General features: G+C 66.1%; 8 protein-coding genes. 4 read left to right on the top strand and 4 right to left on the bottom strand.

Features of this window, described 5'->3' with window-relative positions:
• Nucleotides 1-4: 4 nt before the first annotated feature.
• Nucleotides 5-2,188, bottom strand: a complete 2,184-nt coding sequence (locus EJC49_RS03350) for a TRAP transporter permease (protein ID WP_126698050.1) — start codon at nucleotides 2,186-2,188, stop codon at nucleotides 5-7.
• Nucleotides 2,189-2,276: 88 nt separating this feature from the next.
• Nucleotides 2,277-3,245 carry a TAXI family TRAP transporter solute-binding subunit gene (locus EJC49_RS03345; RefSeq protein ID WP_126698120.1) on the bottom strand — a complete coding sequence of 323 codons (969 nt, stop codon included), beginning with the start codon at nucleotides 3,243-3,245 and terminating at the stop codon, nucleotides 2,277-2,279.
• 257 nt (nucleotides 3,246-3,502) lie between these two features.
• On the opposite strand from EJC49_RS03345, the gene EJC49_RS03340 reads away from it, so the two are divergent.
• Nucleotides 3,503-10,102 carry a CHAT domain-containing protein gene (locus EJC49_RS03340; RefSeq protein ID WP_126698049.1) on the top strand — a complete coding sequence of 2,200 codons (6,600 nt, stop codon included), beginning with the start codon at nucleotides 3,503-3,505 and terminating at the stop codon, nucleotides 10,100-10,102.
• A gap of 126 nt (nucleotides 10,103-10,228) precedes the next feature.
• Here EJC49_RS03340 and EJC49_RS03335 read toward each other — a convergent pair whose 3' ends face one another.
• Complete coding sequence (locus EJC49_RS03335; protein WP_170314592.1) at nucleotides 10,229-11,056, bottom strand: transporter substrate-binding domain-containing protein; 828 nt, start codon at nucleotides 11,054-11,056, stop codon at nucleotides 10,229-10,231.
• Between the two features lie 155 nt (nucleotides 11,057-11,211).
• Complete coding sequence (locus EJC49_RS03330) at nucleotides 11,212-12,147, bottom strand: LysR family transcriptional regulator (protein ID WP_126698048.1); 936 nt, start codon at nucleotides 12,145-12,147, stop codon at nucleotides 11,212-11,214.
• A gap of 149 nt (nucleotides 12,148-12,296) precedes the next feature.
• Here EJC49_RS03330 and EJC49_RS03325 point away from each other — a divergent pair, with 149 nt between their 5' ends.
• From EJC49_RS03325 to EJC49_RS03315, 3 genes are all read left to right on the top strand, one after another.
• Nucleotides 12,297-13,466 carry an NAD(P)/FAD-dependent oxidoreductase gene (locus EJC49_RS03325; RefSeq protein WP_126698047.1) on the top strand — a complete coding sequence of 390 codons (1,170 nt, stop codon included), beginning with the start codon at nucleotides 12,297-12,299 and terminating at the stop codon, nucleotides 13,464-13,466.
• Nucleotides 13,463-13,717: a 2Fe-2S iron-sulfur cluster-binding protein gene (locus tag EJC49_RS03320; RefSeq protein WP_126698046.1), complete on the top strand. Its 255-nt coding sequence runs from the start codon at nucleotides 13,463-13,465 to the stop codon at nucleotides 13,715-13,717. The genes EJC49_RS03325 and EJC49_RS03320 overlap by 4 nt, the downstream gene beginning before the upstream one ends.
• Nucleotides 13,710-13,859: FAD-dependent oxidoreductase (locus EJC49_RS03315; protein WP_126698045.1), on the top strand; the 150-nt coding region annotated here is incomplete at its 3' end. The genes EJC49_RS03320 and EJC49_RS03315, both read left to right, overlap by 8 nt.

Raw genomic sequence — 13,859 nt, 5'->3', positions numbered from 1 at the left:
GTCGTCAGTCCAGTCCTCTCGCCAGATCCTTCGGCCCAACCAGACGCTTCTGGAAGACGAAGAGCACCGCGGCGATCGAGAACCCGACGAGATCGGTGAGCCAGCCTCCCTCGATCATGGCCAGACCGGCCGCGAGCGTACCGATCCTGACGATGGTTCCGGCCGGTCCGAAGAACCAGCCCTGCACGGTCGACGACAGCATGTAGACGCCGAAGATCGCAGTGACCGTGACATGGATGATCTCGAGCCAGGTTCCGTCCATCAGCATGGCCGGAGACGAGAAGAACATGAACGGCACGATGAAGGCCGCGAGGCCAATCCGGAAGCTCTCGACGCTCGTCTTCATCGGATCGGACCCCGAAAGGGCAGCCCCTGCATAGGCGGCGAGCGCCACCGGCGGGGTGATGGCCGACATCACCGCGAAATAGAAGATGAAGAAATGCGCGGTCAACGGCGCGATGCCCATCTGGATCAGGCCCGGCGCGATGACAGAGGCCGCAACCGCGTAGGCAGCGGTCGTCGGCATGCCCATGCCGAGCACGATCGAGACGATCATGGCGAAGAACAGGGCGATCACCTGGTTCTGGTCGGCAAGCCCCAGCAGCAGCGACGAGAAACGCGTGCCGACGCCCGTGAGCGCGATGACGCCGACGATGATGCCGGCCGCGGCGCAGACGGCGACGAGCTGCAGCGACATCTTCGCGGCGATCTCGAGGGCGAACAGCACCGCTCTCGGCCCCATACGATGGGGCGTCAGCCAGCTCACCACCGCCGCGGCCGCCATCGCCAGCGTGCCGGCGCGGATCACCGAATAGCCTGAAAACAGCGCGCCGATCAGGATGATGATTGGAATGAACAGATAGACCTGGCGCAGCAGGACGGAGAATTTCGGCAGTTCGTCGCGGGGGAGCCCCTTCATGCCGTATTTCTGCGCGGCGAGGTCGACCATGAAATAGACGGAGATGAAATAGAGCGCTGCCGGAATGATCGCCGCGACGACGATCTCGGCATAGGCGATGCCGGTGATCTCGGCCATGATGAAGGCGCCGGCTCCCATGATCGGCGGCAGGATCTGCCCGCCCGACGAAGCGGCCGCCTCGACGGCCGCAGCGGTCTGCGGCTTGTAGCCGACCTTCTTCATCAACGGGATGGTGAGCGAGCCGGTCGAGACGACGTTGCCGGCCGACGTGCCGTTGATCATGCCCATCAGGCCGGAGCCGAATACGGCGACCTTGGCCGGGCCGCCTCGCGCGCCGCCGGCGGCGGCGAAGGCGAAATTGACGAAGTACTCGCCGACCCGCGACGCCTGCAGGAAGGCGGCGAAAGTCACGAACAGGATGATGTAGGTCGAGGAGATCGCCGTCGTTGGTCCGAGGATCCCCTGGTCGGTGTAGACGTAGGTGAAGAAACGCGACAGCGAATAGCCGCGGTGGTTGAGGATGCCGGGCAGGTAGGGCCCGACGAAACTGTAGAGAATGAACAGGCCCGCGATGATCACCAGCGCCAGGCCAGCAAGCCGTCGCGTCAGTTCGAGGATGAGCAGGACGCCGGCAATCGCGGCGAACATGTCGGCATCCTTGGCAAGCGCCGTGCCGGCGCGCAGTCTGAGGAACGGCGCGTGGAAGATGATGTACATCGCCACCGTGACCGCTGCGAGCGCCAGAAACACGTCGGCGAGGTCGATGCCGGCGCGATCGCGTTGCGGCGTGAGCCAGCTCACCACGATCAACCAGACGGTTCCGCCGACCAGCGGCCAGCCAAAACCCGCGACCAGCGCCGTCTTGGCCGATGCCTGGGCGACCCCTTCACCGGTGAGATAGAAACCCGCGGCCTGGAGGAAGGCGACCAACACCGCCAGAGCGCCGGGCGCCATCACCAGCAGGTAGAGATTTCGCGGCAATTGACGGGCGCCCGGCTTGCCGTCGGTGAAAAGCGCTGCCGAAAACAGCAGGAAGCCGAGCGCCAGCCCGCCGCCGACATGGATCAGCCGGTAGGTCCAGGTCTCGAGCGGGTAGAGGTTCATCACCCCCACATGGAAGGAGGTGTAGAGGATACAGAGTGCGATGATCGCCTTGCCGACGATGCCGATCGGGACACGCTGGTTGGAAGCGACGATCTCCGCATCGACGACGCTCGCGAGCTGAGCGCGGTCCGCGGACCCGGCGTCTATGGACGTGCTTGACGACATTGTGGTTCCCCTCCGGCTTTGAAGACCCAATACAGATGCGGCGCGAATCCGGATCGGATCGCGCCGCATCTGTCGAGCTGGTTGCGCCCTACTTCAGCCCGTCGGGGAGGGCGATTCCTTTTTCCTCGTAGTAGCGCACGGCGCCGGGATGGAACGGCATGAAGGTGTTCTTGTCCCAATGCTCCAGCAGCGTCTCGCTGGCCGCGGCGTGGATCTGCACCATGCGGTCGGGATTCTCCAGCGCCAGCTTGGTGATCTCGTAGGCGAGGCTGTCGGGCATGTCCTGATGCGCGATCGCGAAGTTCCAGAGCGCCACCGTTTCCTGGTCGTAGTCGTGGCCGGCATAAGTGCCGGCCGGGATCGACAGCGGCGCCATGGCCGGGAAGGCCTCGAGCACCTTGGCCTTCTCGTCGTCTGTCAGGCCGAACATCACCACGTCGTTTTCCGCGGCGAGTTGGCTGAAGGCCGAGATCGGTACGCCGGCCGCGAAGGCGAAGGCGTCGATGAGGCCGTCCTTGAGCTGGCTTGCAGCATCGGACGCCCCGGCGTTTGAAATGTTGGCGGTCACGCCGACCGCTTCCATGAAGCGGGGCCAGTAGGTGCCGGGCGTGCCGCCGGCCGGACCGACGCCGACACGCTTGCCGGCGAGATCGGAGACGGAGGTGATGCCGGACGACTTCAGGACGATCACCTGGAACGGCGTCTGGTACATCGGGAACAGGGCCCGGATCGACTTGTGCTCCAGCCCGGGCGCCAGTTCCGATTTGCCGACCCATGCGTCATAGGCCGGCCCCATGGTCACGAGTCCCATCAGGTGGTCGCCCGTTTCGACGAGGGTGACGTTCTGCACCGGGCCGCCGGTCACTTCGCCGGTGGCATTGAGACCGAGCGCTTCCGAGATGTAGCTCGCAAAGCCGTTGCCGTAGACGAAATAGGTTCCGCCCTGGCTGGCCGTTCCGATGGTCAGTTCGTTCGGCCAGCCCTCCTTGTCCTGCGCCAAGGCGGGGGCCGCCACAGCGGCGACGATGGCCAGCGCGGAAAGGTATTTTTTGAACATGTTCACGGTAATCTCCTCCACAATACGCCAAGACCTCCCAAGGCGCCGAACGCCTACAATAACCGCAACTTTGCGCTGACGGGAAGCCTCGATCGTCGAATGACCATTAACCGATAGTCTCGGATCGGTCCTCAGGCTGGTCCCGCTCATCGCCAGGCATCTCGGACAAAGGACGAGAAAATACTGCCGGGATCGCAGTGTTGACATCTTCTTCTACCCCTTTACGCATGGGCAGGTGACGAGCTTGGGGTGGTTTGATGATTGCATTGATGCGGGCAATGGCCCTGTTCGGTCTCCTTTTGTTTCCTTCATGGCTGCTGGCGCAGCCGGCGGAACCGGATGAGAAACTGGCGGCCTGGCGCACGCAGTTCATCGATCGACAGATCGACGAGCTGATTTCCGAAACCGAGAGCGACATCCTCTCGGACGCGATGCATCCCTACGCTCCGGAAATCTGGTCGCGGGTGAAGTACGCGAGCGGCGAACTGACGGAAGACTGGCGGAACCGCGCTCCGGACGGTCTCGCCGACCGGCTCGGGACCTTCCCCGACCTCTTTCTCGCCTTCGCGGAAGGGGACGACGCCCGCGGCATGGCGCTGGCTCTGGCGGTGATGCCCGGCGCCGAACCCGTGCGCGACACCTACAAGCTCGCCATGTGGCAGGCATCAGACCGCCAGCACGAAGCGGACATGACCCTGGCGCGCATCGAGGCGGGAGACCGGACCTTTCATCCCCTGTGGCAGCTTCTCTTCGACGTCGACCAGTTGCGGGCGACGCGGGCAAGGGCCGAGCAGTTGATCGAGGCCGAAACCGAAGATGATCTGTGGCGCGACACGGCGCGCGCGATCCTGGAAGGAGCGGCCGCCATGCCGCGGTCGCGGCAACTGGCGCTCGTCAACCGCTGGCTGGAAGCGCGTCCCGACGATCAGGGTGCGTTGCATTTCAAGGCGCAGATGGTCGACCAGGCGCGAGACTGGCCGCAGGCGCTGGCGATGCTGCGAAAACTGACAGAACTCTATCCCTTCGCGTCCTATGTCGAGGCGACGGCCAGGATCGCCGTGCGCTTCGAACCGGAAGATGCCGTTCGCGCGGAGTTGCGCACGCGGCTCCTGGCGACCACGCCGCTGCGCGCCGAAGCGCTGGACATGGAAATCGAACGAATTCTCGCCGACGCCTACCGGCGGGCAGACGATCGCGGCGCGGCGCGGCGGATCGCTCGCGCCGCGCTGGAGCGCTGGCCCGATGGGGTCCGTCTGCACAGCGTCATGGCGCAGATCGAAATCGACAGCAAGCGCATGGCCGAGGCGGCTCCATATGCACGCAAGGCGGCGGCCGCGCCCAAGGCCTCGCTGGACGACCTGGCGAACCTGATCGGTATCGAAGCGGGCGCCGGCGACGGCGCGGGGCTCGAGGCCGTCATGACGCGTTTTGCCGAGCGGTTCGGCCGCCCGTCCCAGGATGCCTTCTACAGGGCCGCCGCACTCTACGAAACCGGCTCGCCGGAGGCGATCGATCACTTCCGGGAGGCGGTGGAGGCGCATCCGTCCTCCGAATGGATGATGCGCAATCTCGTGCACCACCTGGTCAAGGGCAAGGTTTCGGCCGACGATGCGGACGTCATCGACGACTGGATCGACCGCTTCGAAAGCCCGTCTCACGGCACGAGCCTCTATCTGGAACATCTTCGCGCCGTCGAAACGCCGGAACGCGCGCTGGCACAGTATCGGCGCATGGCGGCGCGATGGGGCGCCTATGAAGACTACTGGAAGCCGCTTGGCGACGAGCACACGACCAACGACGCTCGACTGGCCTTCTGGCACGATGTGCGCGCGCGCCATCCCGACCGCGCCTTCCCGGTCCGAACGATCGCCGAACTTCACCGCAAGACGCGCCGATGGGACGACGTGTTCGCCACGCTCGAAGAGGCACGCTCGTCCATGACCGGCATCATGGGGAGCGAGCTCGATCGGGTCCTGTTCGAGCATTGCTATCTGGTGAGCGTGTTCATGCAGGAGGGTGGGGCAGCCGACCAGGCGCTCTACGACCGTGCCCGCGCCGATTGCGAGGAGGCGATCCGCCTTGGAGAGAACCAGGGCGAGGTCGCCCGCCAGTTCTCGCGCCTGTCGAGCACCTTCGGCGACAAGTCCAGGATGGTGGCGGACTGGAAGGCCGCGGTTCGGCTCCAGCCGGATTGGGCCGCAGCGATGACGGACGGCTTCTACGGCGGACTGGCCAAGACGCTGAATCGCCGCCATGTCTTCGCCGCGCTGCACCGCTGGTACGAGCGAGATCCCTATGATGGCGTGCGGATGGCGGAAATCGCCGATCGCCATTCGAAATGGGGCGGCAGCGGGATCTGGGCAAAGATACTGTTCGAGCGCATGAAGGAGGTTGCGCCGGATGTCTTTCGCGACAAGGAATCGCTCTATCATCACGTGAGCAAGGGTTTCGAAAGCGACTCCGACAATTTCGTCAAGCAGTACGGTCGCGAGAAGTATCTCTCCCACAGCCTTCGCTATGTCGGCTGGTTCGAGACCGCACGGCAGAAGGCGCAGGGCAATTCCCCCATCGTCCAGGTCGACGCCGCGACGGTGACCAAGACCACGCTTTTTCCGGACGGCCAGCGGCATGTCGAGACCGACGACCCGGTCACCGGCGCGCCGGTCCTTCGACAGCGCGGGCGCGGCTGGCAGCGGTTCGACTATGACGATCGAGGCAACCTGACCTCGGTCGAACGCTCCGACGGACGCGCCATCCTCTTCGGCTACGACGAGGCCGACCGCATCGTCCGCTTCGTGACCTCTGACGAAAGCGAACTGACGCTCGAGTACAATGACGACGGCCAGCCCGTGCTCATCATCCTCGAGGGGACCGGCCGCCTGTCAGTCCGCTATGACGGGGCCGGCAACATCGAGAAGGTCGAGGCGGACGACGGCGACACCACGACGGCCCTGAAGATCACCCAGGCCTTCCAGGAAATCCTGGCGATCACGCGGCAGGTCGATTCCAACGCCTCGGTCGTCGATCCGGCTTTCGAACGCGAACTCGAGCAGTTGATCGGAGACGTTCGCGATTTTCGCGATGATCCGACGAACGCCTTGCTGCTGAACAGGCTGGAAGCCCTGGTGTCGAAGGTCGACGGGACCGGCGAGGCTTTCCGCACCGCCGAGGATCGGCTGTTCGACATTCTCTCCGCAAGGCCCAAGCCCGAGATCGGCCTGAGGGCGCTCGCGCTGCTGCATCGGCTCTACGCGACGACCTTCCCGGCCGGACTGGACGAGCAGCATTGGGACTACTGGCGCGAGGCACGCGATCTGCTGCCCGCCGGCGCCCTCGATGGCGACGATGCCCTGGCCCGCGAGATTCGTGCCCGGCCGCTCGCCCTGCTCGCGCAGGCTCGATGGCTGCCGCGATCCGACCTGTCCAATCCCGGCTATTGGGCGACCTACGACATGTCGACCTATGCGCCGAAGCCGCTGCGCGAGAGGCTGCGCGCCCGCACCCTTCACGCAACGCAGGACGGCCGCGTTCTGCTGGCGTCCAATGACGGACTGTTCATCCGCAAGGACGGCTTCTGGCTGCGCCATCTCGTCGATCTGCGGGCCGGCGCGCTGGTGGAGGCTGCGCCGGACAGGAAGGCGAGCGCCGTTTCCGACGTCCTGTCGATCGCCGATGCCGGCGACGGCGCGCTCTGGCTCGGAACGGCCGACGGTCTGTACCGGGTAGACCAGATGGGCGCCGTCGTCGCCCGCTTCCGATCCGCGTCGGACGGACTGGCGGCGCGACGGGTGGCGGTTCTCGCGCCGTGGCGCGGCGGCGTCATCGCCGCCGGGCAAGGCGGGCTGTCGTTCTTCGACGGGGAGGGGCCCAGCCCCGACCTCCTAGAGCGATTCGGGGCCGAGGCATTGCTGGCGGATGCGGAGCCCGTCTTCGTCACGCCCGTTTCCGACGACGAACTTCTCGTCGGCGTCAATGCGGGGCTTTGGTGGCTGCGTGCCGGCGGCCCCCCCGAGCGGCTCGCCGATCTCGACGTCCGCGCCGCGCACGTCCTGTCCGACGGATCGGTCGCGATTGCCGCAGGCACCGATCTGTTAACGCTCGACCGGCAGGCAGACGGCGGCTTCTCCCCGCTTCGTCGCGTCGAGGGTCAACAGGACATGCAGGTTGCCCGTTCGCTCTACGGACTCGCCTCGATTCAAGCCATCGAGGACGAACCCGACGCGCTCGCCGTCTTGACCGATCTCGGCATCTCCATCCATCATCGCGGCTACTTCGAACACCTGAACCTGCCGCACACTTTGCGCCAGGCCCCCGCGCTGGCCATGGCGATGGCGGGCGGAAGCCTCTGGATCCTGTCCGACGACGGACGTCTCCACGCCTTCGAGCGTGGGCAGGCGCTGGTCGACAAGCGTGGACCAGTCCGTCATCTCGTTACGGATGCGGAAGGACGCGTGACCTATTTCGCGCGCGGCTCCGGCATGCACGCCCGGCTCCACGACGGCGAGATCGAGCCGCAGTACCTGTTTGGCGCGCGGGTCACCGCGATGATTCCCGCGCCTGGCGGGATGCTGTTCAACGATGGCTCCGACATCATGCGGTACCGCACCGGCGACGCCTATCCGGAACTGCTGTTTTCCGCCCGCAACGACACCGAGGCCTACGACGCGCCGGAAGCGCGCGAATCGCGAAACAACGAGGTCACCGGCATCGCGCTCGGAACCGACGGCGCGGTCTGGGCGACGACGCGGACCTCGGTGTTCCGGCATGTCGACGGCGAGACACGCGAGTTCTCCTGGTTCCTCGACCGGGCGGCGTTTCCCATGCCGACCGACTGGATCGCGGGCGTGCATGTGACCTTCGACGGCCGGGTGTGGGTGATCGGATCGAACGAGAAGCACATCCAGATCGGCGGCAGCCAGATGTCCGGCGGCGTCGCGCAGTGGAACGGAGAGACGTTCGACCGCGCCGGCACCGAGGATGACCTGTGGGCCCGACCCTGGTTCATCACCAGCTACACCCAGATCGGCGAAGGCCGCGCGATCCTCGGCACGACCGGGGGAATGGGCCTGCACGAGACCGGGCGCTTCACCTATGTCGAAGGCATCGACGAACCAAGCTACCAGGCCCTCCTCGAGGCACATCCGAACCTGTTCCTGGGTGGCCGCGGCGCGGCGATCGGCGACGACATCTGGCTTTTCCCGACGGCGGCCGGCATCATCGGCCATCATGCCGGACGGTGGTTCTATCCCGAACGCATCAACCAGCTTCTGCCCGACAGCCATCTGGCGCGCTATGGCGCCAAGGTCGTCCACGCCGTCGAGACCGATGGGGAGGGGCGCATCTACGCGGGGACCGACCGCGGCCTGCTCATCTTCGACACCGGCGGGGCAGGGGCGGAAAGCTTCCTGTTCGCCAGCGGTCTCGGCGACGAAGCCTTCCGCATCCAGGAGGAGGAAAACCTGCGCCGCCAGCGGCAGATCTTCATCAATGGTCTCGACGGCGACGACCCGCGCGCCAAGCTCGCGCGGCGCTATCTCGAGCTCGAGGCCGAGGTCTCCCGCCTCTCGGTCGCCGAGAAAATGATCGATCGCGCGCCCCTGGTCGAGCGCCTGGCGCCTCGGCCCACGGAACGGTCGAACGACGAGCCGACGGCCAGGGAGCCCGCCGACAGCGCCGAGCGGATCCGCACCCTGGTCACGCAGCGCGAACGCCAGATGTCGAGGCTCCTCCTGCAACTCGAGCGCGACTCCGAAGCGCTTGCACAGACGTTGCAGATGAAACCGCTCGACCTTGCCGCGCTCCAGAAGGACATTCCGGACGGCGCGGCGATGGTGCAATACATCCCCACCACCAAGACGCTCTACGTCCATCTGGTCTCGCGTCAAGAACGCCACGTCCGCGAGGTTCAGGTCGAGACCCGCGCCCTGTTCGAGCGGGCGCGCAAGGCACGACGGCTTCTGGAGGCGCGCGCCGCCGGACTCCTGCAGGGGGAACGGAGTGGCGCATCGCTGCGCAAGGAGGTCCTGTCGCCGGTGACGGTCGAGGAACGGGATCGGGAGCTCTTCGACCTCCTGCACGATCTCTACCGGACCCTCATCCTGCCCGTGGCGCATGAGCTCGGCAGCTATGACCATGTGTTCATCGTACCGGCTGGAGCGCTTGCGGAAGTCCCGTTTGCGGGACTGATCAGCGAGAGGGGCGAGCGCAACCGCTTCGTCGTCCAGGATCACACGATCGGGCTGATGCCGTCGCTGTATCTCGTGCACCTGTTCCTCAGCCATGTCGGCTCGGCCTCCGACCAGATGCTGATCCTGGGCGATCCGGACGGATCGCTTCCCGGCGCCCGCCGCGAGGCGAAGGCCATCGAGGAACGGACGAGCCTTTTTGCCGAAACCCGCATCGGCGACGAGGCGGACTACGACGCCTTCCTGCAAATGGGTCCGGAATCGAAGGCGGTTCACCTGGCGACGCACGGCGTGCTGGATGCCGCGCGGCCCGAGGAGAGCTACATTCTTTTGTCCGGCAACCGTAAGCTCAAGCTGGTCGACATTCAGCTGCTCGACTTCGCCAACACCGACATGGTGTTCCTGTCGGCCTGCGAGACCGGGCTCGGCGGGCAGGGGGTGGAATTCCAGACGCTGTCGCGCGCCTTTGCCCATGCGGGCGTTCCCACCGTCGCGGCCACGCTGTGGAAGGTCAATGATCTGGCTTCGCTCGAACTCGCCACACGGTTTTACGAGCACTACGAAGACGACGCGCTGGCGGCGATGGCGGCTGCCCAGCGCGGCATGATCGAGGAGGGCGTCTTTGCCCATCCCGCCGCCTGGGCCGGATACATGACGATCGGCATGCCCTGATGGGCGCCGTCGAGGCGTCCCGCTTTGCCAGAAGCGCGATCGTCGGCGCGGCGTCGCCGAAAACGCCAACGGCCGCCCATCGAGGCGGCCGTTCCGATTTGTCCAAACTGTATGGTTCCGTGCGCTTCAGCCGCCGAAGCCGAACCCTTCCGGCATGTCGTCGAGCGTGATGCCGAAGGGCTCCAGGCTGTTGACGATCCAGGTCTGGTTGTTGCCGATGCGACGGTTGTAGGCGGCCCAGCCCGAAACGAAACTCTTCCAAACTTCGTCCGCGCCATAGTTGATGGCCACCACGGACGGCGTCGAAAGCACCGGCGTGGGCACCACGACCTTGCCGAGGTCGGGCGTCTTCTTCGTCATCACCAGTCCGTTCAGCATGGTGTTGACAAGCCCGTCGGCCTTGCCCGTCGCCACGGCCACGATCGCCTCGTCGCGCGTCTTGAAGCGCAGCATGTTGGCCTTGGGCAGATACTGCGTCGCGATCAGGTCCTGCGCCGAGCCGAGATCGACGGCGAAGGTGTACTGGTCATTGTTGAGTTCGGCCCAGGTCTTGCCCTCCAGCTCGGCCTTCGCCGACACCAGCACGAAGGAGTTGAAATAGGTCGGCTCCGAGAACCAGACGGACAAGGCCCGCGTCGGCGTCGCTGTCACGGCGAAAGCCATGTCGACCTTGCCGCTCTGCACGTCGAGGATGGCGTTGGCCCAGCTCGACTCCACGACCTCCAGCTTCACGTCCAGCGTCTTGGCGATGTCGCCCGCCATGTCGATGACGAAGCCCTTCCATTCGCCGGTGCGCGGATCCTTGGAGAAGTAAGGCACCTCGTTGAGGATCCCCGGAACGCGCAGCACGCCGCGCGCCTTGATCTCGTCGACGGTGCTTTGCGCCTGCACCGCGCTGCTCATCAGTCCGAGCGCGACCGCCGCACCCGCCAAAATCGTTTTCAGCATCTTCATTCGACAAACCCCTTCTTGTTCCCCGGGCCGCTTGCGCGGCGGATCGCCTTTTCTGGACATCCGGACGTAGCGTAACCCCGGGGGAGGCGGGAACAATGCTAGACAATAGCGGCGACTTATCTCGAATTTTGTAGGTTGAGCGCGGTCTGGCGGGGTCAGAACCCGTCCGTGCCGACGTCGTCGAGTTCCCGCCCGACCAGTTCCTGCCGGCAGATGTCGAACAGTTCGCGCACGGCGGGATGGTTCTGGAGGAATTCGGCATTGCCGAAATAGACCCCGACGGCGGGAAGGTTGGTCAGCTTCACGCTGGAGATGCTTTGGTCTTCGTCGCGGATGCACCAGGAAGGAATGATCGCGAAGCCGAGACCGGCCTCCACGCATCGCTTGACGCTGGAACTGCCCGACGTCGAGATCGCTGGCTGCGCGGCCGGGCCGTCGCGGCCGAGGAAATCGAGCGCCAGGTTGCGCAGCGTCTGGCCGGGTTCGTAGGTCACGAAGGGTCGCCCGATGCTCCAGCCGGGCACGTCCTCCGGCGCCGGCGGAGCCCCCCATGCGCTCGGAAAGACCAAGCTCAGCCGGTAGGAGCCGAGCAGCTTCTGCGGGACCACCGGGTCGCCGAAATGCCGTTCCGACAGGCAGATGTCGAGGCTGCCGTTCTTGACCATCTCGGCCAGCACCGTGTCGCGCTCGGCCACCGCGATCTCCATGTCAGGGTGTCGTTCGCGAAACGTCTTCAGCACTTCCGGAAAGAGATAGAAGAAGATCGCCTGCGGCATGCCGACCCGGAGCGCCGAGCGCTGGTTCTCCAGAAGCTTCGACAGCCTCGCCAGCATGATGTCGAACTCCGGATGCAAGAGGTTGAACAGCGCCCGGCCACGCGGTGTCAACGAGATGCGCTTGGCGCCCTGCTCGGACTCGATCAGCTTCGCTTTCAGGATCTGCTCCAGCCGCCGCACGTGATTGGCGGCCGATTGGTAGCTGATATTGAGTTCGCGGGCTGCGCCCGAGAAGGAACCATGGCTGCCGACCTCGTAGAAGGTCTGGATCAGCGTCAGGTTGACGCCGCTCCTGCCTTTCCCCGCCTTGCTCATCCCGCGACCCTACAAATTTGCTGCGCAGCCAAGGCCGCCTTCTTGCATCGACAGTCCGGGGCGCGCCGCTGAAAATCCCCTCGCAAGCCCCGCATCGAAAGCGGGACAGGCGCGAAGCCAAGTCTGGCACGAAAGGGTGACGGCAGTCGATGGATGGCAGGGGCGGGAAATCGGTGGTCGTGGTCGGAGCCGGCATCGTCGGCGCGGCAACGGCCTATTTCTTGTCCCGGCGCGGCTACAAGGTCCGGCTGATCGAGGCGGTTGCCCCTGCCGCCGCAGCCAGCGGTTCGGCCGACGGCGCCGTTTCCGTCGCCAGCAAGCGGCCGGGGCCGATGATGACGACGGCGCTGGCCGGCATCGCGCTCTACCGGCAACTCGAAAGGGAGGGGTTGTTCTCCGGCCTGTTCAAGCAGCGGCCCACCGTGATGGTTGCCGAGGACGAGAGCGAGGTCGAAAGCCTCGTCGGCCATGCCGACGCATTGGCCGGAGAAGGGATGTCGCTGCGCCGCATCGAGGGCGAGGCACTGCGGCGCTACCTGCCGGACGTCTCGCCCGGCGTGCGGCTGGCCATCGAGGTCGGCAACGAGGGTCACGCCATCGGCTACGAGATCGTGCGCCGCCTGATCGCCGCCAGCGGCGTCGCCGTCGAGCGCGACACACGGGTCCTTGGCCTCGTCGACAGCGGCTCCGGCGGCTCGATTGCCGCGGTCGACACGTCGCGCGGACGCGCCGAGGCCGAACATTTCGTCATCGCAGCCGGGGGCGGCTCGGCCGACCTGATCGGCCTGCCGGGCATCGTGCGGCCGCGCAAGGGCCAACTCGTCGTCACGGAGCGCGCGCCGATGCTGGCCACCACCCTGCCGGGTGCGCTGATGTCGTGCCGCTATCTTCTCAGCAAGGACGCGATCCAGGGCGGCGGAACCGCCGCGCGCCGCTTCGGCCTCGTCGTCGATCCGCTGCGCACCGGCCAGTTCCTGATCGGCGGCACGCGCGAGGAAACCGCCGACACGGGCAACGACCTCGCCGCCATCCGCCATCTTCTTGCCAGCGCGGTACGGCTGCTGCCGCCGCTGGAGCGGCTGCGCGTCATCCGCGTCTTTGCCGGTGTCCGCTCTGCCACGATCGATGGTCTTCCCGTCATCGGACGCATGGCCGGCTATGACAACCTCGTCGTCGCGACCGGTTTCGAGGGCGACGGAATCTGCCTGGGGCCGCTCGTCGGCCAGGCGGTCAGCCGCATCGTCGCCGGTGAACCGGGCGAACTCGACCTGAGGCCCTTCTCGCCCGACCGCTTCGCACAGAGGAGCCTCGTGGCATGAAACGCGGTTGCTTCCTCTGGCGGGGCGAGCCGGTCGCCTTCGGCGATGGCGAGAGCATCGCGATTGCCCTTACGAAAGCCGGCATGCGCGATCTCAGCACTGGCGGGGACGGCGGTGGCTCGCGCTATTTCTGCGGCATCGGCGCTTGCCAGAACTGCCTCGTCGTCGTCGACGGCGCCGTGGTGGAGGCCTGCCTGACGCCGGCCAGCGACGGGCTCGACGTCGCGGCGCTCGGAGGCCGCCATGAGTGAGCCCCTGCCATCGTCCTGCGACGTCCTGGTGATCGGCGGTGGCGCGGCCGGTGTGGCGGCAGCAACGGGGCTGGCGCGCGCCGGACTGTCGGTTGAGCTCGCCGAGCAGCGCGCGGCCCTCGGCGGCGCCTATCATCGCCAG

This window comes from Aquibium carbonis (assembly GCF_003970795.1).
In the GTDB taxonomy this organism is placed as follows: domain Bacteria; phylum Pseudomonadota; class Alphaproteobacteria; order Rhizobiales; family Rhizobiaceae; genus Aquibium; species Aquibium carbonis.
Note: the sequence above shows the minus strand (reverse complement) of the source record. Positions and strands in the feature narration are given on the sequence as shown.